This is a genomic window from Salinimicrobium gaetbulicola, from assembly GCF_042676025.1.
Classification (GTDB): Bacteria; Bacteroidota; Bacteroidia; order Flavobacteriales; family Flavobacteriaceae; genus Salinimicrobium; species Salinimicrobium gaetbulicola.
The window spans coordinates 77,808-99,721 of the sequence record NZ_JBHTJP010000034.1; the positions used below are offsets into that span (position 1 = coordinate 77,808).

The 21,914-nt window shown below is 37.8% G+C and carries 19 protein-coding genes; 12 read left to right on the top strand and 7 right to left on the bottom strand.

Going from position 1 to position 21,914, the window contains the following annotated elements; genetic code table 11:
• Positions 1 to 242 precede the first annotated feature (242 nt).
• From ACFQ1G_RS08635 to ACFQ1G_RS08650, 4 genes are all read left to right on the top strand, one after another.
• A complete protein-coding gene (locus tag ACFQ1G_RS08635; RefSeq protein ID WP_380738630.1) occupies positions 243 to 881 on the top strand; it encodes a fasciclin domain-containing protein in 639 nt (212 codons plus the stop codon).
• A 111-nt stretch (positions 882 to 992) separates the two neighbouring features.
• Positions 993 to 2,108 (top strand): endonuclease/exonuclease/phosphatase family protein, encoded by a 1,116-nt coding sequence (locus tag ACFQ1G_RS08640; RefSeq protein ID WP_380738632.1) that lies wholly within the window; start codon positions 993 to 995, stop codon positions 2,106 to 2,108.
• A gap of 124 nt (positions 2,109 to 2,232) precedes the next feature.
• Positions 2,233 to 2,685 (top strand): hypothetical protein, encoded by a 453-nt coding sequence (locus ACFQ1G_RS08645; RefSeq protein WP_380738634.1) that lies wholly within the window; start codon positions 2,233 to 2,235, stop codon positions 2,683 to 2,685.
• A 232-nt stretch (positions 2,686 to 2,917) separates the two neighbouring features.
• On the top strand, positions 2,918 to 5,200 hold the full coding sequence (locus tag ACFQ1G_RS08650) for an ATP-binding protein (protein ID WP_380738636.1): 2,283 nt from the start codon (positions 2,918 to 2,920) through the stop codon (positions 5,198 to 5,200).
• A gap of 341 nt (positions 5,201 to 5,541) precedes the next feature.
• On the opposite strand, the gene ACFQ1G_RS08655 is transcribed toward ACFQ1G_RS08650, so the two are convergent.
• Positions 5,542 to 7,026, bottom strand: coding sequence for a flavin monoamine oxidase family protein (locus ACFQ1G_RS08655; RefSeq protein WP_380738638.1), 1,485 nt, complete (start codon positions 7,024 to 7,026; stop codon positions 5,542 to 5,544).
• A gap of 268 nt (positions 7,027 to 7,294) precedes the next feature.
• Here ACFQ1G_RS08655 and ACFQ1G_RS08660 point away from each other — a divergent pair, with 268 nt between their 5' ends.
• A complete protein-coding gene (locus ACFQ1G_RS08660) occupies positions 7,295 to 7,756 on the top strand; it encodes a hypothetical protein (RefSeq protein ID WP_380738640.1) in 462 nt (153 codons plus the stop codon).
• A gap of 29 nt (positions 7,757 to 7,785) precedes the next feature.
• Here ACFQ1G_RS08660 and ACFQ1G_RS08665 read toward each other — a convergent pair whose 3' ends face one another.
• Positions 7,786 to 8,136 carry a hypothetical protein gene (locus ACFQ1G_RS08665; protein ID WP_380738642.1) on the bottom strand — a complete coding sequence of 117 codons (351 nt, stop codon included), beginning with the start codon at positions 8,134 to 8,136 and terminating at the stop codon, positions 7,786 to 7,788.
• Between the two features lie 157 nt (positions 8,137 to 8,293).
• Here ACFQ1G_RS08665 and ACFQ1G_RS08670 point away from each other — a divergent pair, with 157 nt between their 5' ends.
• Positions 8,294 to 8,440, top strand: coding sequence for a hypothetical protein (locus ACFQ1G_RS08670; protein WP_380738644.1), 147 nt, complete (start codon positions 8,294 to 8,296; stop codon positions 8,438 to 8,440).
• Between the two features lie 3 nt (positions 8,441 to 8,443).
• Here the strand turns inward: ACFQ1G_RS08670 and ACFQ1G_RS08675 are convergent, their stop codons facing one another.
• From ACFQ1G_RS08675 to ACFQ1G_RS08685, 3 genes are all read right to left on the bottom strand, one after another.
• Positions 8,444 to 10,240 carry an adenylate/guanylate cyclase domain-containing protein gene (locus tag ACFQ1G_RS08675; RefSeq protein WP_380738645.1) on the bottom strand — a complete coding sequence of 599 codons (1,797 nt, stop codon included), beginning with the start codon at positions 10,238 to 10,240 and terminating at the stop codon, positions 8,444 to 8,446.
• A 6-nt stretch (positions 10,241 to 10,246) separates the two neighbouring features.
• On the bottom strand, positions 10,247 to 10,657 hold the full coding sequence (locus tag ACFQ1G_RS08680; RefSeq protein WP_380738647.1) for a hypothetical protein: 411 nt from the start codon (positions 10,655 to 10,657) through the stop codon (positions 10,247 to 10,249).
• Between the two features lie 232 nt (positions 10,658 to 10,889).
• Complete coding sequence (locus ACFQ1G_RS08685) at positions 10,890 to 11,024, bottom strand: hypothetical protein (RefSeq protein ID WP_380738649.1); 135 nt, start codon at positions 11,022 to 11,024, stop codon at positions 10,890 to 10,892.
• Between the two features lie 24 nt (positions 11,025 to 11,048).
• On the opposite strand from ACFQ1G_RS08685, the gene ACFQ1G_RS08690 reads away from it, so the two are divergent.
• On the top strand, positions 11,049 to 11,990 hold the full coding sequence (locus ACFQ1G_RS08690) for a YitT family protein (RefSeq protein ID WP_380738651.1): 942 nt from the start codon (positions 11,049 to 11,051) through the stop codon (positions 11,988 to 11,990).
• Positions 11,926 to 12,525: an HD domain-containing protein gene (locus tag ACFQ1G_RS08695; RefSeq protein WP_380738653.1), complete on the top strand. Its 600-nt coding sequence runs from the start codon at positions 11,926 to 11,928 to the stop codon at positions 12,523 to 12,525. Before ACFQ1G_RS08690 ends, ACFQ1G_RS08695 begins: the two co-directional genes overlap by 65 nt.
• Positions 12,526 to 12,529: 4 nt before the next feature.
• Here the strand turns inward: ACFQ1G_RS08695 and ACFQ1G_RS08700 are convergent, their stop codons facing one another.
• Complete coding sequence (locus ACFQ1G_RS08700; RefSeq protein ID WP_380738655.1) at positions 12,530 to 15,016, bottom strand: glycogen/starch/alpha-glucan phosphorylase; 2,487 nt, start codon at positions 15,014 to 15,016, stop codon at positions 12,530 to 12,532.
• 217 nt (positions 15,017 to 15,233) lie between these two features.
• Between ACFQ1G_RS08700 and ACFQ1G_RS08705 the strand changes: the two genes are divergently transcribed.
• Entirely contained in the window at positions 15,234 to 15,719 is a 486-nt protein-coding gene (locus ACFQ1G_RS08705; RefSeq protein ID WP_380738658.1) for a glutathione peroxidase, read from the top strand.
• Positions 15,720 to 15,968: 249 nt separating this feature from the next.
• Entirely contained in the window at positions 15,969 to 18,551 is a 2,583-nt protein-coding gene (locus ACFQ1G_RS08710; protein WP_380738661.1) for a TonB-dependent receptor, read from the top strand.
• A gap of 51 nt (positions 18,552 to 18,602) precedes the next feature.
• Here the strand turns inward: ACFQ1G_RS08710 and ACFQ1G_RS08715 are convergent, their stop codons facing one another.
• Positions 18,603 to 20,159, bottom strand: a complete 1,557-nt coding sequence (locus ACFQ1G_RS08715) for a glycogen synthase (protein WP_380738663.1) — start codon at positions 20,157 to 20,159, stop codon at positions 18,603 to 18,605.
• 217 nt (positions 20,160 to 20,376) lie between these two features.
• On the opposite strand from ACFQ1G_RS08715, the gene xseA reads away from it, so the two are divergent.
• Positions 20,377 to 21,708 (top strand): exodeoxyribonuclease VII large subunit, encoded by a 1,332-nt coding sequence (gene xseA / locus ACFQ1G_RS08720; RefSeq protein WP_380738665.1) that lies wholly within the window; start codon positions 20,377 to 20,379, stop codon positions 21,706 to 21,708.
• Positions 21,698 to 21,907: an exodeoxyribonuclease VII small subunit gene (gene xseB / locus ACFQ1G_RS08725; RefSeq protein WP_380738667.1), complete on the top strand. Its 210-nt coding sequence runs from the start codon at positions 21,698 to 21,700 to the stop codon at positions 21,905 to 21,907. The genes xseA and xseB overlap by 11 nt, the downstream gene beginning before the upstream one ends.
• Positions 21,908 to 21,914: the final 7 nt, after the last annotated feature.

Here is a 21,914-nt window from a genome sequence, read left to right on the forward strand (position 1 = left end):
ACTTCTAAGATAAAATTATTGATTGGCAATTAGGTTTTCCGGGGTCTAAATTATTGTTAATATTCCCTACAACCAAATGCTCGTAGCTAAATACTTGGTTTATAAACTGCAAATTAAATTAAACAGATACACTCCTTCAGTCGCATGAACACATAAAAATGTTTAAATTTTAGTTAATTAATTTAAACAATGGCCTTATTTAACTAAATTAGACTCGTTAATTAATTTAAAATCAAAATGTTATGAAAACTTATGTAGCAAAATTACACGGAGTGCAAACTATGATTCACCTGTTATTAGTAGGCTTTTTAAGTCTTCTTTTAATTTCCTGTGAAGAAGAAAATGTGAATTCTGACCAAGAATCTGATTTTTTAGCCTTAAAAGCTGAAAAACCAGATAAAAGCAATGCTGCCCCCGCCCCCGGCGATTATACTATCACAGAATTGGCCTTAGGTGATGACCGATTTTCAGAACTAGTGAGTGCTTTACTCTATGTTGATCAAGAACTCGATGCCGGTTTAGTAGACTTGTTTAATTCTGAAGATGATGATTTCACGGTATTCGCCCCGAATAATGAAGCATTTGGACGTTTGTATGAAACATTGGGAGTAGATGATATTACCGACCTTGACCCTCAATTGGTTGCCAACGTTCTATATTACCACGTTACCAACGGACGAAGAGCTGCAAATAGCGTTGTTCCTCCCAATTCCAACAACACTAAATCTATTCAAACTTTGTTAGGAGAAAAGTTTATGGTTAACAGTGACGGTCAGATTATAGCTATTGGGAATACCGCAGGAATTCTTGATGCAAACATTTCAGCTTCTAATGGAATTATACATGAGATAAGTGAGGTTCTTCTTCCTATAACCCTATAGATAGGATTTAAATATGAAGAATGTCAGGGGCTGCATCATGAATGTAGCCCCATTTATTTTGGCTGTTTTGAAAAATTTTAATGTCCATTTAACTTATTGACTTCTCAATCAATGGCAGAAGTTAGAATTGAATGGTATATTTATACCTCCAAAGCCCGAATTAGTTTTATGACCATATCTGAATTATTAGCCGTTTTCATTTGTATTGTAGCTTTATTTCCAACCCTGGCTTCTCTTACCAAATTTGACCAATGGTGGGTACGAGCTTTTGATTTTCCCAGATTACAGATCAGCACGATCATCATATTTGCAGTGATCTATGTAAGTATTATTTTCTCTTTCACAAAATACTGGCATTATATACTTATTTTTCTCCTGATATGGAGTTTCCTTTACCAGGCTAAAAAAATATATCCTTATACCATTTTTGCCCGCAAACAAGTATATCGTTTTACAGGGAAGAATAAGAATACCCGCATTTCAATTCTAGTTAGCAACGTATTGACACCCAACAAACAGTACGACAAGCTGATTGACCTTATCAACAAATGGGATCCTGATATAATCCTTACCCTCGAATCTGACAAGACCTGGCAGGAACATTTGGATCAGGTCGAGTATAAGTATCCTTACTCTGTTAAAATTCCTCAAGATAACCTCTACGGAATGCATTTATATTCCAAGTTAGCTTTTGAGGATATGCACGTGAAATATCTAATTTCTGATGAGATTCCCTCTATACACGGAAAAGTTATTTTAAGAGACGGACAAAAGATCAATATACACTGTTTACATCCCAAGCCCCCGAGTCCTACTGAGGATGAAACATCTACAAACCGGGATGCTGAACTTCTACTGGTTGGGAAAGAAGTTGACCATGCAGACGCCACTCTTGTTTTTGGTGACCTGAATGATGTAGCATGGTCCAGGACAACCAGGCTATTTCAGAAATTAAGCGGGCTGGCCGATCCACGCATAGGGCGAGGCTTTTTCAATACTTATAATGCGAATATCCCTGTTTTTAGATGGCCCCTGGACCATGTGTTCCACAGCCTGGATTTTTCCCTTGTCAAAATAAAAAGACTGCCTTCTATAGGCTCTGACCATTTTCCTTTTTTCATAGATCTTAATTACAAGACCGGTGCAGATCAACTCAATGATGAGCCTGAAGAACCTTTGGATGAAGAAGAAGAATGGGCTGAAGAAAAGATCGAAAAAGGAAGATGAAATAGGTCGAACATGCAGGCTGTTTTTATTTGAATTATGTAATTCAGAATAAATCTAAAGGTTTTATTTAGTATCTTAAATAGCTTCCCTCTTTTAAATGTACTACTTCCTAAACATTCTTATTATGAAGACCTTAACCCATCAAATCACACTGACTGTATTTGGCCTTTTAAGCCTGTTACTTTTTTCTGCCTGTGACGATGAAAGAATTGATCTGAAAGAAGATACCGACCAGAAAAATGAAGTATTCAACCAGATCCTCAATGACGAAGAATTATTTGCACAATTTATGGATGCAATGAGAGGAAATGAAAATACCATGGAGTGGATGAGAAACCACAGAGGTATGATGCGTAATTTCTACGGAAGGAAACAGGTTACCCATATGATGAGGAACAAACCTGAAGTAATGGATTCTGTAATGCAGGGAATGATCATGTTTTATGATCGCGACTCTACAATGAAAGGAAGTCCGGAATGGAGAAAAAAAATGAGACAACATATGATTTTAATGATGGAAAGGGACACCCTTATGTATGAGCAAATGCAACAACACATGCAACAGAAAGGTAAATAACCTTTTTCCTTCGAGAATTATAGGCTGGGATATCCCCGGCCTTTTTTATTTACAAAAATTCATAACCTATTTCAAAAACTTCATGTTTTCCGGGAGGTAAATTAAGCGTCTTTCAACATTTAACTTAATATTAGACTTTAAGATTGTAAATTGAGCTGCCCTTTTAAAGTTTTAATTAAAATCTATCAAAAGCTTTCTTTTTTAAAAAAGGTTCACATAAGCAACTCAGAACATGACATCAGAACTACCTACTATTGATGAGCAGATTGTTAGAAATAAACAGCTACTGATCCTATCTGATCAAACAACCTCAAAAATCCAATTTTCTAATAGTTCTGGAAAGTATTATTGTGGCATTACCGCAGAAAATAAGAACTTAGAAAACATATTATTCCTTAAGGACCTGGTGCATCCAGATGATCAGGAAGATTTTCTTTCCCTGCTTAAGGGGCTTAAACCGGGAAACACTAGAAATATCGATATAAGGATCAGAAATTCTGAGGGTAAGTGGACGAAATTCCATTTTACCAACCGCATTTATCAACCTTTAGAGAATGAATCTGTAGTATTAAGCCTGGGGCATCCCGTTTTTGAACCGGGAAATGAGATCCAAACGATCGACCCAAATTATGCTTCTTTAAAATATGAATATGATAACCTCATCAGCTCGCTTGATGAAGGATTTTGCATGGTAGATATGATCTACAATTTGGAAGGAGAGCCAATAGATTATTTATATGCAAAGACCAATGAATCTTTTATCAATCATATCAAATACCACAACATAGAAGGTCGCACCATGCGGGAAGTGGTTCCCTATCCTCAATCTAAGTTGATAGCAGCATTTTCAAAAGTTGCAAAAACAGGCAAACCGGTTCGGTTCGATCTTACTACAGAAAATTTAGGAGGAGACTGGCTGGATATGTACGTGTTTAAGATGGGAGAAAAAGAAAGTGGCCGAGTGGGTTTGCTCTTTCGGAATATAACTTCTAAAAAGATTGAGGAAGAAACACTAAAAAAAGAACTCAGTAAACATCACAAAAACCTTAAAGAATCTAATCTCCTACTGCAATCAGTATTCGACACCACTTATCTTGGTATAGCGGTATTAAAGGCGCTGTATGATGATAAAGGAAAAGTTCATGATTTTAGGTTTGTAAGAACCAATAAAGTTCTGAATGAAATGTTCCTAAAAGAAGACATTATAGGCCAGACTTATCAGGAAGCCTCTAAATATGGTGTTGAGATGGGTATTTTCGATGCCTATAAAAAAGTTATGAAGACAGGGAAGCCTTTTGATGAAGAGTACTTTTTCGATAAAGAAGGTTTCAGCAACTGGTTTAGGGTCACTGCACGAGCACAGGGTGATCTTTTAATTACCACAGTTGAAGATATTACCGAAAGAAAAGAAAAAGCCCAGGAACTTGCCGAAACCTTGCATTTCAAACATGAGCTGGTTACAGCTACTCATGATATCATTATGATCATAAACCTTAACACCTATACGGTAAGGTATATTAATAAAGATCTGGTGAAGGAATCCGGGCTAACACGTAAAAATATTACCGGTAAAAAACTCCAGGATGTCATGCCTTACATACATCCTCGGGATAGAGAACAAGTAATCGAACTTCACAAGAGCCTTTTGAAGTCTTCTACAGAAAAGGTGTTTAATATAGAAGTGAGGCTAAAGCTTCAAGCCGTAAGTTGGGAGTGGTTCAATGTAAGAGCTAAGGTATTCCAGAGGAAAGATAAGGACTGGGTAGATGAATACGTTCTTTTGATCAGAAATATCACCAATCAGAAAAATACCCAAAAGGCACTTATTAAGGCAGAAAAACTTTCCATTCAGGGGGAAATAGCACGTACTTTTGCCCATGAACTTCGCAATCCTTTAGCAAGTATTGGAATGGTGAATGAAGTCTTAAAACAAAAGGTCAAGGCCGAAGGTTTCCAGGATATGGACAATTACTTTGAAATATTAAAAAGGAGTACTAAAACCCTGAATGACCTGGTCACTAATCTTCTTAATTCCTCCAATTATACACCAGCCGTTCTCAAGCCTGAAGATCTTGGTGAAATCATCGAAAGTACGCTTCATAAGGCTGCTGACAGGATTTACCTTTCAGGAATAAAGGTGATCAAGAAATATGATGGAAAATTCCCTATTCTGGCCGACAAGGAAAAACTTGAGATCGCCCTTCTCAATATTATTGTTAATGCCAGTGAGGCAATAGTTCCCGGAAAAGGTATTATCAAGATTGAAGTTTCTGAACACAAATCAGATTTCAAACTTAAGATCGCAGATAATGGACAGGGCATGGAAGAGGACCAGATAGATCATTTATTTGAGGCTTTTTACACCAAAAAAGACAAAGGAATGGGAATTGGAATGAATTCAGTCAAAAATATCCTGGAAGAACACGACGCAAGAATCGATGTAGAAAGTCAGATCGACAAGGGCTCCACGTTTTGTATTTACTTTCATAATGAAAACCTCTTAAATTCTCATTAATTAACTACGTAATTTTAAAAATGGGAATTAATTCCCCAATTCTATTATTTTGTTGAGGAAAATTTCCGCACGCAGAAACACTTAAATAATTCCTGTTTTCAGGATGTTACCCACCACACGAAGACTATCATTCCTATAAATACAATAACAGAAAATACGAGATGGCATTTAAAGTATAACCAGTCCCATGGTAGTTTATACTCATTATTTAACAGCCTTTGAAGTAAAGATTCCTGATGTTTTTTAATTGGTCCCATAATGAAAGATTTCTCAGATGTGATTGTGATATATCTTCCAAAACTGAACCAATTCTTAAAGTTTCCTTAAAGAATTGATTTTTATTAATCTTCCCCCATTTCTATTTCATTAGCCGCCCTCACTCCAGATCGTAAAGCCCCTTCCATGGTACTGCGCAAGATACTGGTATGTTCTCCTGCAAAATGAACATTGCCATGAGCAGTTTGCAAATCTTTCAAATAATTGGTGACGTCACCTGGTGCTGGCCAACTTGGCCCTCCAAGAGCATAAGGATCTGCACTCCATGCTTTAACATATCCTTCGGTAAAGTGATCATTGATTTGAGGGTATAGTTTGTACATCTGTTTTTTTATTTCGCCAATTACCTCATCATTCTTTAATTCTCCCAGATTTTTGGCATCCTCTCCCGCAACAAAACTTTCCAATATGGCCGGGCCGTTTTCCGCATCCATGAAGTTATGATAAGCATTCACTTGTCCCAATAATTGATCTGTATAAGCCATACCTGATAGTCCGTCCTGCTTCCAAAAGGGTTTATCAACCTCTAAAAAAGTACGAGTGATATTAAGAACCGGCACACTGTTAATAGCCTCCCTTTTTTGAGAAGATAAAACAGGCTCAAAAGTTATTTTATCTAACACTTTCAAAGGAACGGCCACGATCACCTTATCGGCAGAAAACACTTCATCGGAATTTGTTTTTATAAGGACCTTGTCTCCCTGGTCTAAAATCCCTTTAACCTCCACATCATACCTGATCGTTTCTCCTAAGCTCTTTGCCAATTCTTTAGGAAGAAGATCATTACCTCCTTTTATAATAAATGGGGAGCCGCCCATAAACAGCCCAAAGTCTGAAACCGCCATAGACAATCCGGAGGTTTCTCCCGGCACAGCTGCAAACCACATGGTATTCTTGACCAATTTTATTGCACCTTCACTTGCACCCTGTTCCCGCATATAATCTGCAAGGGATGAATGATCCATTTGTATTAATGGAGGCTGATCCCATTTTTCCGGATCGGTAATTTCCGGGGGAAGTGTGTCAATAAAATATTTTTTGACCAAACCCATAGGGCCCAGATCCTTTTCTTCAGTGGTTAGTTCATATGGCCATTCTACTTTCTCCTCATTTCCTACCTTAATTAATTTCCCGTCCATATAATACAGCACAGGTTCATTCGGCATAGCCCAGGGAATTTTTTCAAGTGCGAATTCATCAATATATTTCAAAGCATGGGTATAAGTGGAGGAAAAAGCGGCTGCTCCTTCTTCGACATATAATCCTTCTTTAAAAGGTTTTCTAAGGGTGGATACTCTTCCTCCTGGCCTATTCCTCGCCTCCAATAGTGTAACATCATGCCCTGCATCCTTAAGCGCCCGGGCAGCAGAAAGACCAGAAAGCCCACCACCGATAATCAGAATCTTTTTTGGACTGGTGGTTTTAGACAAGTTAAGTCCTGCGGCAGAAAGAGTTTCAGAAAAAAACATTCCGGAGCTAAGAGCGGTGATTCCAAGTCCTATTTGTTGTAAAAAGAGCTTTCTGGAAATTAAATCAGTATTCGTTTTCATATTCTTTGAAGAGATTAAAAGTTTATTGGGGGAGTTGAAAAAGAAATCAGTCTATCTAATATATTAATTTTAGCACAAAAATTAATTAATAATCAGACACTTATAAAGTTTTCATTAAAATACTGCATAACATCAGGAAAAAAAGTCATTTTATCGAAAAGGATCTATTCTACTGAAAATGAACGTCAAAAAAGAATTAAATTAATTAGGATTTAAGCCTCCCACCCACACTGTTAATCTAATTTCAACCATAAAACCTATTACTATTATGAAAATGCTTAAATCAACTGCAGCCATATTAACCTTACTGTTCTGCTTTAATATCACTTCGGCCCAGGAAGAAGAAATGACTCCAAAAAAATATGAGAACCCTGAATATTATATGGTTTCCTATGTAAAATTTCATCCTGGAAAATCTGGGGAGGCTAAAAAGATTATTGACGAATACTTTATACCCACTTCCCAACAGGCAGGAACTGACGGACCTGTAATGCATCTTAACATGATAACCGGGGAATGGGATATGATGATTGTATGGCACATGAAAGAAGGTTTGGAAAGTTTGAACTGGGAAATGAGCCCCGATGATATTAAATGGGAAAAAGCGTTCATGGCTATGGCCGGAGGAAAAGAAAAAGGAATGGATATCTCAAAACAATGGGAATCTTACATCAAGGGATCAAAATCCCACCTGGGCCGAAAACATAAACCTAAGCCAGAAAAACAATAAAAAGAAAAGCAGCCATATGGCTGCTTTTTTTATTTACGAATATCCAGTTCTTCAGTAGGGCCCGGGAAATGATCACTTAAAACTTCAGTTTGGATCTTTATAGTTCGGGCATCGATATCGAACTTATTATGAGATTTCCAAGGATTAAAACCTTCAAAACATTTTTGAGCGTATAGAAAGGTTCTATTAAAATTATCGGCTTCATGAGGTGTGAACCACGCCAGCTTGGCAAACTGCACAGGCCACTTCCATACAGGTCCAAGCCTGGTTTCTTTTGTATCCCAGATCCTATCTGGGTGAAGAAAAATCTCGGGGTATTTTTTAGGCCTGCCAATTATTCCCATCTTTTCGTCAAACATCCATATTCCAAACTGCACCATCACTATATTTTTTTGTAGGGTTTAAATAAATGTACCTTAAAATCAATCTATTACAATCCAACCTCATATTAAAATTATCCTATAATTATCATAAAATGTTTAAGGAGTCGCCCTTAAAAAAATGAACCCTAAAACAAATAATTACTAAATTTAATTTATGAAAGAATTGAACTATGGGTGTCCAATGGGTTTTGCAGTGATCACAGGTATTGTTCTTATAATTGTGATCATTTATACCATCATCATGTTGAGAAGACAGGTTTCAAAAAAGGAAGATTCCCCAAATAAGAATAAAAAAACCTAACAACTAACACCATTTCACGAAATACATTTTCATCATCCCTTTACTTTTCACCGGCACCTCTCCCCTGTATTCACATTCGAATTTATCCTTTACCAGCTCGTAAGTGTTTTCGGAAATATTTATTTTACCTTCTTCGGACGATGACTCCATTCTGGAAGCTATATTTACAGTATCTCCCCAAATGTCATAGGCGAATTTCTTGGTACCTACCACCCCTGCAATGACCGGCCCTGAATTAATTCCAATTCTCATCTCGAAACGTGTTTCTTTTTCAGACTTCAACTTTTTTGCTTCATCAACGAATTCAATCATCTCGCAGGCTGCTGAAACTACTTTAATGGCATGGTCTTTTGAGGGAAAAGGAACTCCTGCAGCACACATATAGGCATCTCCGACGGTTTTAATCTTCTCCAAACCATATTTTTCCATGATTCTGTCGAATTCGGAAAAATAAAAATCCACACTATCCACCAGTTCTTCCGGAGATAGGTTTTCAGCATAATGAGTGAAGTTTTTAAAATCGGTAAATAAAATAGAGACAGCATCAAATTTTTTTGGCTGGACCTTACCCTTTTCCTTCAATTCATTCGCTGTTTCCTGAGGCAGGATATTCAGAAGTAAGATCTCTGACCTGTTCTTTTCTCGCTCTATAATCTTTTTGGTACGTCCAATGAATTTATTTCTTCTGTATAGACCAAAAGCCAGAAGCAAGATCAATAGTAATGCAACTAAAGTGGCAATAACAATTGTTTTTTGATTTTTTTTCTGCTCATTAAGAAGGTCTACTTCGGTTTGTTTACGTGCAATTTCAAAGTTGGTTCTAAGGTTGGCCATATTCTCTATGGACTGGATATTTTTAATACTGTCTTTATAAAGCACATATTTCTTATAGTGATTATAAGCCTCATCCAGATCACCTGCTTTTTCATATATTTTTGAAAGTTTAAGGTGAATATTTTCTAAATCTCCTTTCAGTTTATATCTATCAGCGGCTTCCAGGCTTCGTTTTCCATATTCGATCGCAGATCCAATATCATTTCGGTCCAGGTAAATATCTGACATGACTGCAAGAAAATCTGTAATGGCATTATAGTCATTGAACTTTTCCAAAATCTTGATAGCCTCGTTAAGGTAAAGTTCAGCTCTTATTACATTTCCTTTTTTTGCATAGATACGCCCCAGGTTTCCCAGGCTATAAGCCTCATACTTCTTTTTATTATAGTCCCGAAATATTTTCCTTGCCCTTTCGGTATATACTAATGCAGAATCGATTTCATTTTCTAGAATAAGATCATCTCCAATATTATACATGGTTTGACCAATCACTAATGTCTGATCGGCTTCCTTTAATATTTTCAATCCCCGATCATAATATTCAAAAGCAAGGGAAGAGTTTCTATTTTCTGAATAAGTATTTCCAATTTCAACATTGGTCATGGCCAATTTGACTTTCTCATCAAGTACTTCTGCCATCTCAGCGGCCTTAAATAAATAATCAACAGATTTGTGGTACTCTCCTTTTAACCGCCACGCAACACCCTGTGAATGATATGCATCATATAAAAATATTCTGTTATTTGCAGCCAAAGAGGAATTTAATAAGATGCGGGAATATTTAAGCATGCTGTCTGGTTCTTGGGATTTAACCAGAATATTTTTAATAAGCTCAAGGTTATTCTTTTCAGAAGGTCTGGAAGCTAAACGCCTTTTAAGACTATCTATCTCAAATTCATCCTGAGCAAAAACATTACCCGAAATTAAGAACAGAAATAAAAAAGTGAATTTTAAAAAGTGATACATACATTATCATTCAGTACTCATTCTTAGCTTAGGATCTACCGGATAGGAAGTATTACTATTATTTATTGTAAAAGTTAATTTATAGGCTTCTTCGCCAGACTCATACTTGTCTTTTATTTTAGCTTCTACTATACCATTAGTTGAAGAAATATGAGAATCCTTGAGAATTTTTGGATCATCATTACCTTTGAGGTCAATATTAGTGATTTGAACACTATCAGTTCCATTTTCTGAAACACCTTCCCAAATAGCTTTCATATTTTTATCCACAGTAGAAACATAATTTTCAGGATCCCCCGGCTGTTGAGATGGGTCATCCCTATTATCAGTAAATACTACACATTGGTTGATGTTGCTTAGGTTGATCTTTTCAGTATCAACTGTCACCGTAATCACGGTATCTTTTTTTTCTTCCATCACTTTAAAATTTTGGTTAATTAGCTGAATATTAAGTTACTAATTTAATTTTCGAATTAAGATGTTTTTCGGTGAAAGAGTTAAAACAAACTGCCAAATACAGTTTTTAAGGGATTTTCTTTCATTTTTAAAATAATCCAAACCGTAATCACTTGTCTATCAGTAATTAAAGAGTCGATTATATTCTTAAAACTTTGTTAAGTAAAGTATAGTCCTAATAAATATCGTTAATTTAAACGTCAGGTTTACCAGGATCCTGGTTTCCTAACCGGCCAAACCCTTCAGAATCAAATTTTAAATATGCTTCTGCCGGCATAATGATGATGGTAAAACCTGGAAATAACAGGTTTGATCCACCAATCTTCATGTTTTTAATTGAATAGAAATTATCATGATACACGGAAACAGTATAAATTGGCGAGCATTATTTTCGGCATCATCTGTTATCTATTCTATTCTTGGAGTTATTTCTGCAATGATCGCCCTGGAAGCTTTTCTTTTACCGAATCACTTTTTAGATGGCGGCGTTACCGGGATTTCTATTTTGGCTGAAGAAATACTGAATGTCCCATTTACAGCTTTATTGGTGATCTTCAACATTCCATTTCTTTATTTAGGTTATAAAAAGATCGGAAAAACTTTCGCCTTACGGGCATTACTGTCCATAATCCTGTTGACAGTGTTAATGCATTACATACAAATACCTGCGGTAACGGAAGATAAGGTACTTATTGCCGTTTTTGGAGGATTCTTTATAGGACTGGGAATTGGCTTGGTTATTAAGGGTGGTGCAGTCCTTGACGGACTGGAGATCATTGCGTTCTACACTACCAGAAATTCCGGTTTCACTACCGGCGAGATCATACTGGCCTTTAATGGCCTTATATATTTAGGAGCAGCATATGTTTTTGATATTGAAACTGCCATGTATTCTTTTTTGGTCTATTTTTCTGCAATGAAGACATCAGATTATGTCGTGGATGGTTTTGAAGAATTTACCGCCTTAACCATAATTTCTAAGGATTGTGAAGAGGTAAAATCTCTTATTGTGAACGACTTCCAAAAAGCAATTACCGTATATAAAGGGGAACGCGGCTATCTGCCTCACTCATTTGAAATTAAATACGATTGCGATATTGTAATGACCATTGTAACCCGACTTGAGATACATAGGATCAAGGAGGCTACTCTGGCCATAGACCCCAACGCCTTCTTCTTTGTCCAAAGAATTAAGGAAGTAAAAGGCGGTATAGGAAAACACACTATTAATGACCCTTTTAAAGATCATGTTCGAGAAAGTATACCAAAAGATAATGTCCCAACTGGAGAATAGTCTCCCTTCCTGGCTTCATTACCACAGTCCGGAACATACCAGATATGTACTTGATAAAGCTATATTGATTGCTGGTAAAGAAAATGTCTCAGATGAAGACCTCCTCTTGCTTAAAATAGCTGCGGTTTATCATGATTCTGGATTCCTGATAAGCCCCAAAAATCATGAAAAATTAGGTTGCCAGATTGCAGGAAATGAGCTGCAAGAGTTCGATCTAGATGCTCTTCAAATCAAAAAGATCTGCGGCATGATCATGGCCACAAGAATTCCGCAGAAACCAAAAACCTTTTTGGAGAAAATTCTTGCAGATGCCGATCTGGAATATCTGGGCACGAAAAAATTCGAAGAATTCGGAAACCTGCTCTATCAGGAAAGATTGCATTTTCATCCAGAAATGAGTCTTGAAGAATGGAATGAGATACAAATTGACTTCATGTCAAATCATAGGTATCACACCAATTTTTGTAAAGAGCATAGACAGCCTAAAAAAATGGCCAACCTGGAAAAAATTAAAAGAGCAGTTGATAGCGAATAGGCCTCTAAACCTTCATTACCTCCAGTTCCCAGATATTGTCACTGTAATCTTTTATAGAACGATCTGATGAAAACTTCCCTATATGCGCTACATTTAAAATTGACATTTTTACCCACCGTTCAGGATCTCTCCATGCTGTATGGATCTTATTTTGACAATCAATATAAGATTGAAAATCCTTCAAGACCAAATAGGGGTCCTGGTGTATCAAATTGTCATAGATAGGCCTGAAAAGTTCCTTGTCTCCCTTAGCCAGCTTTCCTGAAACCAGGAAGTCCAGAATTTCCTTCAAATGATCATTTTCCTCGTAATAATTATAAGGTCTATAGCCTTGCTTTTTTGCTTCCTGGACCCCATCTGTAGTTAGCCCGAAAAGAAAAAAATTCTCCTCTCCTACCTCTTCTCTAATTTCAACATTCGCTCCGTCCAAAGTTCCAACGGTCAATGCCCCGTTAAGAGCAAATTTCATGTTCCCTGTACCCGAAGCTTCTTTCCCGGCCATGGATATTTGTTCAGAAAGATCAGCAGCGGGATAAACCTTTTGAGCCTGTTTGACACTAAAATTAGGAAGAAATGCAACTTTTAGCTTTCCGTTGACCTGGGGGTCATTGTTCACAAGATCACCAACAGATGTGATCAACTTAATGATTCGTTTTGCCATAAAATAGCCCGGCGCAGCCTTTCCTCCAAAAATAAAGGCCGTAGGTGAGATTCCATCACCTTTACCTGCTTGTATCCGCAGGTATAAGCTAAGAATATGAAGGACTTTTAAATGTTGTCTTTTATATTCATGGATCCTCTTTACATGAATATCAAAGAGCATGCTTGGTTCTATTTCAATACCGGTTCGCTCCTTTATATGATTAGCCAGGTGTTTTTTATTCTGAAGTTTAACCGCAATCCATTCTTTTTGAAAATCAGGATCTAAGGCCAGGTTTTCAAGTTCTTTGATCCCATTCAGGTTTTGCAGCCATTGGTTTCCGATCTTTTTAGTGATTAGATCGGCCAAGGCAGGATTACTTACTGCCAAAAATCTACGGTAGGAAACCCCATTGGTCACGTTAGTAAATTTTTCAGGCCAGAGTTGGGCAAAGTCATGCAACACTTGTTTTTGCAATAACCTGGAATGCAATTCCGAAACTCCGTTTACCTTATAGCTCCCCACGGTGGCTAGGTGGGCCATTCGAATCGCCGGCTCTCCCCAATCCTCGATCAGGGACATTCTGGCTATTTGTTCCCCATTATACTTCAGATTTCTTAGATCATCCAAAAATCTTCTGTTGATCTCATAAATGATCTCAAGATGTCTTGGTAAGATTTTCCCCAGTAAACTTACAGACCATTTTTCCAGCGCCTCGGGCAATAAGGTATGATTGGTATAAGCGAAAGTATTTCTAGTTTTTTCCCATGCCTCGTCCCATTCCATTGCATGCTCATCTACCAGTAACCGCATTAATTCGGGAACGGCAATTGAAGGATGTGTATCGTTAAGCTGAAGCGTGAACTTTTCATGGAGATCTTCCAATTTTCTACCCTGTAAAAGATGTAACCGAATGATATCCTGAAGAGAGCAGCTCACAAAGAAATATTGCTGCTTAAGACGTAGTTCTTTTCCGGAAAGATTTTCGTCATTAGGATACAACACCTTCGTAAGATTTTCTGAGCGCATCTTTTTCTCAACAGCTTTATAATAATCGCCCACATTATAAACCGAAAAATCAAAAGATTCGACAGCTTCAGCACTCCAGAGACGCATTATGATGGCGTTGCTCTGGTATCCTAAAATAGCTGTGTCATATGCAACTCCCTTCACCTCTGTATTGGGAATCCATTTTACATGTAGTTTATCATTTTCATAGGAATGTTCTGTGTGACCTCCAAACTTAACCTCAAAAGCGATCTCTGGTCTCACTACTTCCCACGGATTTCCGAAATGAAGCCATTTATCGGTAGCTTCAGCTTGCCAACCATCCTTGATGCTCTGGTTAAATATCCCGAATTCATATCTGATTCCATATCCTATGGAGGGAACTCCCAAAGTGGCCATGGAATCGAGATAACAAGATGCTAACCTTCCTAAACCACCATTTCCCAGACCGGGCTCCACCTCCTGTTCCAGTAATTCTTTCAGATCCAGGTCTAACTCAGCCAGTGCCTCCCTGGTTTCGTCCATTATTTCCAAATTCAGCAAATTATTACCTAAATGAGGACCCGGTAGATATTCTGCTGATAGATACCCTATCGCCCTGGCATCTTTTTCAGCGAATTGTTCAAGAGACCGAACATACCTGCCAAAAACCTTATCCCGAATGGTAAGGGCAAGAGCAGTATACAGATCATTTTTTGTCGCTACTGCCGGAATTCTCCCGAGACCATAAAATAACTTTTTTAAAAAAGCATCTTTAATATCCTCTTTTGAAATATCCAGGGTGCCTTCCGCAGCCTCTCTCGAAGAAAAAAAACTCTCAATTTTCCTGTTTTGGGTATCCATAGTTCTTTTTTCTAAAAATTAGTAAATAAACATTGAACAGGAAACTATATTATACTTTATAGGGAAACTTTATGATTGATAATGAAAGGATTACTTATTTTTAATAATAGTTTGGTACAGAATTTCGCGCTTAAAATAGTTCCATAAAAAATTCTTATTGACTGAAATTCCTTTCCCTAGAATTATCCATTACTTTTAAGATCATAAAATCGAAAACATGATTGATCATTTTTATAATTATTCAGCTACCAATATTAAGGGCGAAGAAATCTCCATGGAAGAATTTAAGGGAAAGACCGTGCTGGTTGTAAATACTGCTTCTAAATGCGGTCTTACCCCACAATTGGAAGGATTAGAATCCTTATATCAAAAATATAAAGATCAGGGACTGGTGATTCTGGGATTTCCCTGTAATCAATTCGGAAACCAGGAACCGGGAGATGAGCAATCAATTGAAGAAGGCTGTATGATCAATTACGGGGTTAGTTTTCCTATGTTCTCAAAAGTCGAGGTCAATGGAAAAAATGCACATCCGGTATTTCAATATTTAAAGAAAGAAAAAAGTGGATTACTGGGAAAGCGCATTAAGTGGAATTTCACCAAATTTCTGATTGATAAAAATGGGAAAACTATAAAGCGATTTTCGCCTACCACAAAACCAGAAAAAATTGAAGATTATTTAAGTTCTTCTTTGAACGTTTAAATACAGGGGGGTTCAAAGCCTAAAATGAGACAATTTCAGAGCAATTTCTGAATGCAGCATATAGGCTCAAAAAGCGTTAAAGTTTCAAAATTTTAACATTTTTATTTTAATTTATGCCGTATTTATCGCTACGCATTGTTGAAATTTAGTTGCGCAATCCTAATAATTATTTAATCTTGGCCGGCTTAACCCCTAAAATTTCAAGTTATGTTGGTACGAGTTCAACATTTAAAATTATTAACTTTAATAATGTTCTTTCCTCTGATAAGCTGGGCTCAGACACCGGTTTCAGGGAAATTATTAAATGATTCGGGAGGTCCCATCCCATTTGCTTCAATCCAGGAAAAAGGAACAAATAATGGAGCTACAACAGATGAAAATGGAAATTTTAAATTTGAAGTTTCCGGATTACCTACAACCCTAATAGCTTCTTTTTTAGGATTCGAGAAAAAGGAAGTTCAAATCACTTCCTCAGAGAATATAATAATTACATTAAAAGAAGAGAGTTTCGGACTTGATGAGATCGTTATCACGGGTAACCGAACAAAGGCTCGAACCATCCTTGATTCACCGGTAGCTGTTGACAATTTTGGAGTGGAAGAACTTACTAAAAGTGGTAAACCCACTATAGATCGGATGTTGACATTTAAAGTTCCTTCCTTTAATGCTCAAAATCAAGCCATCTCAGATGCGACTGCTCATTACGATCCTGCCGACCTGCGTGGCCTTGGCCCTAGTAGAACCCTGGTATTGGTTAATGGAAAAAGAAAGAATCAGAGTGCCCAGGTTTACTTAAACCGAACTCCTGGAAAAGGAGAAGTAGGGGTTGATTTAAAGAGTATACCTACGGCGGCGATTGAAAATGTCGAGGTATTAAGAGATGGTGCTTCCGCACAATATGGTTCTGATGCCATTGCTGGTGTGATCAACATGGTTCTTAAAGAGGATGTCGAGTTTTCCACTTTTAATACCCGTACCGGAATCACCTCGGACGGAGACGGATTTAACTTTTCTTCAGATCTAAATACTGCTTTTAATTTTGGGCAGGATGGATTCATCAACCTGACATTAGGGTATTATAAGCAGAATTCAACGAATCGTGCAGGAACTCCTGGAGATATTGAGATAACGGATGAATCACGTCCCAATGAAATTCAATGGGTGGAAGACAATCCTGATCTTGGAATGACAGTAGGCCAGCCCGAAATGGAAAAAAAGGATCTGTTCGTTAACCTAGGGCATGCGGTAAGTGAGAATATTGATTTTTATTCCTTTCATGGCTATACCACCAGAACAGGTAAAAGTTTTGCGTATTATCGAGCTCCTTACTGGAGACAAGACGTGGCAGACGCCGGTTTTCTCACCAGACCTGAAGATTTTCTTGGCTACCAGCCAACATTTGAAACCGAAATCGATGATCATATGAATGTTCTGGGGCTTGAATACCGGATTGGCCAGAACTGGACCGCAGACCTGAGCGGAACATACGGAGCTAATTCTGTTTTCTACACGGTAAATAATTCTGTGAACCGTGACTATTTAGCTGACCACGGAACCTCACCTACTACCTTCCATCCCGGAGGTTATAGGCTTCAAAACATCATTGGTAGCCTTGATATAAATGGACTATTAACCGAAAACATTAATGTAGCTACCGGACTCGAATATAAAAAGGAATATTTCTATGCTTATGAAGGTGATAAACGTTCTTATTATAAAGGAGGTTCAGATTCATTTGCAGGGATCAAACCTGCTGAAGCCGGTAAATGGGATCGTTATAACATGGCTATTTATGCACAGGTTGATTATGACATAACAGAAGCTTTATTATTAGGCGTTGCCGGGAGATATGAAGATTTCTCCGACTTTGGAGATAATTTCTCCTGGAAGGTTAACGGTCGATTCAAATTAGGGGAAGATGGCGCTTTAAGAGGCTCTTATAGCACAGGATTTAGAGCTCCCACTTTGCATCAACGTCACCTTACCAATAGTCAGTATATTATTGTTGCCGGATCAAGTGAACCACAATTACAAGGAACATTGGCCAATAACAATCCGGCAGTTCAGGCTCTAGGAGTTCCAAATTTATTCGCTGAAACGTCACAAAACTTTTCCGCAGGATTGACCTATAAATTTTCCCGAAACTTCTATGGTTCGGTTGATTTCTACCAGATCAATGTTGATGATAGAATATTGTTCTCTTCTCAAATTGGAGAGGATGGAGATCCTGATACTACTAATCCTGTCGAACAAATTCTCCAAGACAACAACGTAAAAGCGGTTCAATTTTTTATCAATGCCGGTGACACCAAAACAAGGGGTGCTGACATAGTTTTAAATTATAACAATTTTGGTGGTTTTAAAGCGACACTTGCAGCCAACTTTAACGAGACTGAAATTGATGCAATTACAACCCCTACTGCACTTGCTCAAAATGGGTATAACATCTTCGCAAGGGAAGAAAAAGGCTTAATAATAAATTCAAGACCTAAGTCAAAAATTATTCTAGGCCTTTCATATGATACTGGAGATTGGGAGTTTGAATTGAACAATACCCGCTTTGGAACCGTAACCGTAACAGCCCCTGAATCTGGAGGAGTAGATCAGGAATTAGACGCGAAAATTGTTACGGATTTTAGTTTAGGATATGGATTTACCGACAGGTTGACCCTAACAGGGGTGATAAATAACATATTTGATGTATATCCTGATATTACTAAGGCTTCGACTAATACTGCTGGTGCCGGTGGAAGATTTTTATATTCTTCAGAAGTACAGCAAATGGGACAACTCGGTACAAACTTCAGTCTTGCTTTAAATTACAAATTCTAATCTTATTCTAATTGGATAATATTAAAACCGCCGGGATTGCCGGCGGTTTTTTTATGCTATCTGTACTTCAAGATTGTTTGAAGAATATAATAACCTGTAATATTCATCAACAGATTTCTTCCAGGTAAATCGCATATTTCGGGCGTTCAGTTGGATCTGTTTCCAAGTGGTCTTGTCATTATGAAAGAAATGCAAGGCTTCTTTAAAACTTTCAACCATATTATAAACCTTTTCATCATAAGTTTTTCCTTCAAAGGTAAAGCCGGTATGAACATGTTGTACGGTATCTTTCAAACCTCCGGTGTGGTGCACCAAACAAGGCTGACCGTGACGCATGGCCAGCATCTGACTTATTCCGCAGGGTTCAAAAAGACTAGGCATAAAATACAGGTCTGAATCCCTGTAAATGGAGTTCACCACCTTTTCACACTGAGCATTAATGAAAATGAAATTATCTCTTTTATAACTTATGTCTCTTAACAAAGACTCATAATCTGCCGCACCTGTTCCTAAAAGCACATATACTCCACCTACTTCAGCCAGCCTGTCCAGGATCTGAAGTAAGGATTCGGGTGTACGCTTAAAAAAATAGAATTTTTGTTCTGTTAACCGTGCCACGCTTGCACATATGAACTTTGGTTTTTTCTTAACCAGAGGCACTACCTTTTCTCCTGTATGTGCCAGAAATTCCGCTTTTGAGCGATCTGATTCATTTTGGAGCTGTCTGAATATCGTGGTCACAATATTCTGGAACAGTTGATTCTTTTTTATTTCATTTAATCCGTGGTAATTAGAACCATTAAGTATACCATGAAAACGCTTGTCTTTATCGGCTTTTCTAAGGTCCTCTTCCAGTCCTTCCCCTCCTATGAATTCCGGGGCATCACTCGGTAAGAGTACATCTTGTTTGTAAGACGGGGAAACGGTATGCACCGAATCGGCAAACCGAATTCCCATCGCCATCAGGTTAAAACAATCGGGATATCTGGGATCACGTAGATCCTCGTAGCTGAAATTCACCTCTGGAAACCAGTTTTTAAGGGATGAATAGCTATTCTCAAATGGCCTTATACCCTGAAGGGCCAGGTTATGAATACAGTAGATAAACCTTAACCTCTCCAGGGTCTTATATTCAGGATGGTAATTTTTCAAAAATAGGAGAAGACTGGAATGCCAGTCATGCAGGTGCACAATATCCAGCTTTCCAAAAACACCTCTATTGATGGCTTCCGCAACCGAAGTGCAAAAGATTATATATTTCACCACATCTGTAAAAAAAGGCTCCTCATCATGATGGTAGATCCCTCCAATATTTCCGGCTTCAATTTCAGGATGATGGATCACATAGTGAGTAATGTTTGACCGAGCTTCTTTGCCGGGAACTTCGTAAATGCATGAAACATAAGTTTCCCCTTTAAGTTCAATTTCCAGCTTCCTGACCAATTTTCCGGAAAGATGCAATCTTGAATAGGAAGGAACCACCACATGAACCTGGTCTCCCCTATCGGAAATTTGAATGGGAACATCACGAATTACGTCTCCAACTCCTCCTACTTTACAATTATTAATGGCATCATTTTCTGATGCAACAAAAAGAAAATTAGTCATGCTGCTTAATTTTAATTACCTGAATATCAGAACCAAAAATAGCGTAGGCATATCCAAATACCACTATCTCAAAAGGTTAAAGAAGTGGTAAAAAAGTAGGAAGAATTGTAAAGATCTTCCCTTTTTTCAAAAGTGAAATAATCTATTTCCAGAACCGGCTAATTTCTGAACTTAAGCCCAAAATTCGTAGTTTAGCGAGAGTTCCTAAACTCCTATTTTGGCAGAAAAAACAGTTTATTCATTATCGCAACTTACCCGCTCTATTCAGAATGTCATCCTTCAACATTCCAATAAGGTGGTGTGGATAAAAGCGGAAATAGTAAAGCTAAATTATTATTCAAAATCCGGTCACTGCTATCCGGCTCTGGTTGAAAAAAAGGATGGGAAGGTCATTGCTGAACTCCGCGGAAATATTTGGAACACCACCTTCGAAAATATTAACCGCAAATTCAGGACAGTTCTCAAGGAAGAATTAAAGGATGATATGACGGTAGTGATCCAGGGATCGGTAACTTTTCACCCGGTTCACGGCCTCGCGCTAAATATTCTTGATATTGACCCTGAGTATACCCTTGGAGAGTTGGCCCGGGCCCGGGCAGAGACCATTAAAAAACTTCAGGAAGAACATATTTATGAGGCGAATAAAGCCCGGCATCTTCCGCTCCTGCCTAAAACATTGGCCATAATATCTGTAGAAACCAGTAAAGGGTACCAGGATTTTTTAAATGTCATCAATAATAATCAATGGAATTATAAAGTACATCACCTGCTTTTTCCTGCAATTTTGCAGGGAGATCGTGCGGTAAGTACTATTAGTCACCAACTGGAGTGCATTGAAAAGTACTCTGAAGTTTTTGATGCCGTAGCCATTATTCGCGGTGGCGGGGGTGAAATTGGGTTGAGCTGTTTTGATGAGTATTCATTGGCTCAAAAAATTGCCACTTTTCCCATTCCCGTCTTAACAGGAATTGGCCATTCTACCAATGAAACAGTGAGTGAACTGGTGAGCTATCAAAGCTTTATAACCCCCACAAAGATCGCCGAATTCCTGCTTCAAAAGTTTCATGATATCGCCAATCCCCTGGAAAGGGCTTCGGAAAAACTCGAAAAAGAACTGAACTGGCTGTTTAAAGACCAGAGATCGGGATTACAGGAAACAGCAAGGCTATTCAATTCCCTAACGGTTAGAGCTATGGACAGGAATAAATCTGAACTGACCCGAATGGCTCAATCCCTGTTGACAGATTCCAAGGAACGCTTTCGAATTGAACAGGATGAACTTAAACATTGCGCAAGGCGTCTTCAGGATACTAGCATACATACCCTGAAGGATTCCCTTCAAAAAATCGCATTTTCAGAAGAAAAGCTTCGTCTGCTGTCACCTGATAATATTCTTAAGCGTGGTTACAGCATAAGCCGTCAAAATGGAAAAGCTATCAGAAAACCGGAAGAAATAGACCCCGAAGTAGTACTGGAAACTTCGGTTTACGGCGGAAAGATCTTTAGCCGAATTGAAAAAACAGAAAAAAACTCAACGCATGAACAATAAAATCACATATACCGAAGCATTTAAAGAGCTTCAGGCAATCGTCTCTGAAATGGAAAATTCAGAAATTAATATTGATGATCTGGATGTCCGCATCAAAAGAGCTTCAGAACTACTAAAGATCTGTAAGGATAAACTTTATAAAACCGAAAAGAACGTGCAGGAGATCCTGGAAGAGATCAAAAATTATTCAGTTAATTAATCTCAAA

Coding starts and splice junctions, on each gene's coding strand:
- ACFQ1G_RS08635 (WP_380738630.1), top strand. CDS start 243: ATGAAAACTTATGTAGCAAAATTACACGGAGTGCAAACTATGATTCAC.
- ACFQ1G_RS08640 (WP_380738632.1), top strand. CDS start 993: ATGGCAGAAGTTAGAATTGAATGGTATATTTATACCTCCAAAGCCCGA.
- ACFQ1G_RS08645 (WP_380738634.1), top strand. CDS start 2,233: ATGAAGACCTTAACCCATCAAATCACACTGACTGTATTTGGCCTTTTA.
- ACFQ1G_RS08650 (WP_380738636.1), top strand. CDS start 2,918: ATGACATCAGAACTACCTACTATTGATGAGCAGATTGTTAGAAATAAA.
- ACFQ1G_RS08655 (WP_380738638.1), bottom strand. CDS start 7,026: ATGAAAACGAATACTGATTTAATTTCCAGAAAGCTCTTTTTACAACAA.
- ACFQ1G_RS08660 (WP_380738640.1), top strand. CDS start 7,295: ATGAAAATGCTTAAATCAACTGCAGCCATATTAACCTTACTGTTCTGC.
- ACFQ1G_RS08665 (WP_380738642.1), bottom strand. CDS start 8,136: ATGGTGCAGTTTGGAATATGGATGTTTGACGAAAAGATGGGAATAATT.
- ACFQ1G_RS08670 (WP_380738644.1), top strand. CDS start 8,294: ATGAAAGAATTGAACTATGGGTGTCCAATGGGTTTTGCAGTGATCACA.
- ACFQ1G_RS08675 (WP_380738645.1), bottom strand. CDS start 10,240: ATGTATCACTTTTTAAAATTCACTTTTTTATTTCTGTTCTTAATTTCG.
- ACFQ1G_RS08680 (WP_380738647.1), bottom strand. CDS start 10,657: ATGGAAGAAAAAAAAGATACCGTGATTACGGTGACAGTTGATACTGAA.
- ACFQ1G_RS08685 (WP_380738649.1), bottom strand. CDS start 11,024: ATGAAGATTGGTGGATCAAACCTGTTATTTCCAGGTTTTACCATCATC.
- ACFQ1G_RS08690 (WP_380738651.1), top strand. CDS start 11,049: ATGATACACGGAAACAGTATAAATTGGCGAGCATTATTTTCGGCATCA.
- ACFQ1G_RS08695 (WP_380738653.1), top strand. CDS start 11,926: ATGACCCTTTTAAAGATCATGTTCGAGAAAGTATACCAAAAGATAATG.
- ACFQ1G_RS08700 (WP_380738655.1), bottom strand. CDS start 15,016: ATGGATACCCAAAACAGGAAAATTGAGAGTTTTTTTTCTTCGAGAGAG.
- ACFQ1G_RS08705 (WP_380738658.1), top strand. CDS start 15,234: ATGATTGATCATTTTTATAATTATTCAGCTACCAATATTAAGGGCGAA.
- ACFQ1G_RS08710 (WP_380738661.1), top strand. CDS start 15,969: ATGTTCTTTCCTCTGATAAGCTGGGCTCAGACACCGGTTTCAGGGAAA.
- ACFQ1G_RS08715 (WP_380738663.1), bottom strand. CDS start 20,159: ATGACTAATTTTCTTTTTGTTGCATCAGAAAATGATGCCATTAATAAT.
- xseB (WP_380738667.1), top strand. CDS start 21,698: ATGAACAATAAAATCACATATACCGAAGCATTTAAAGAGCTTCAGGCA.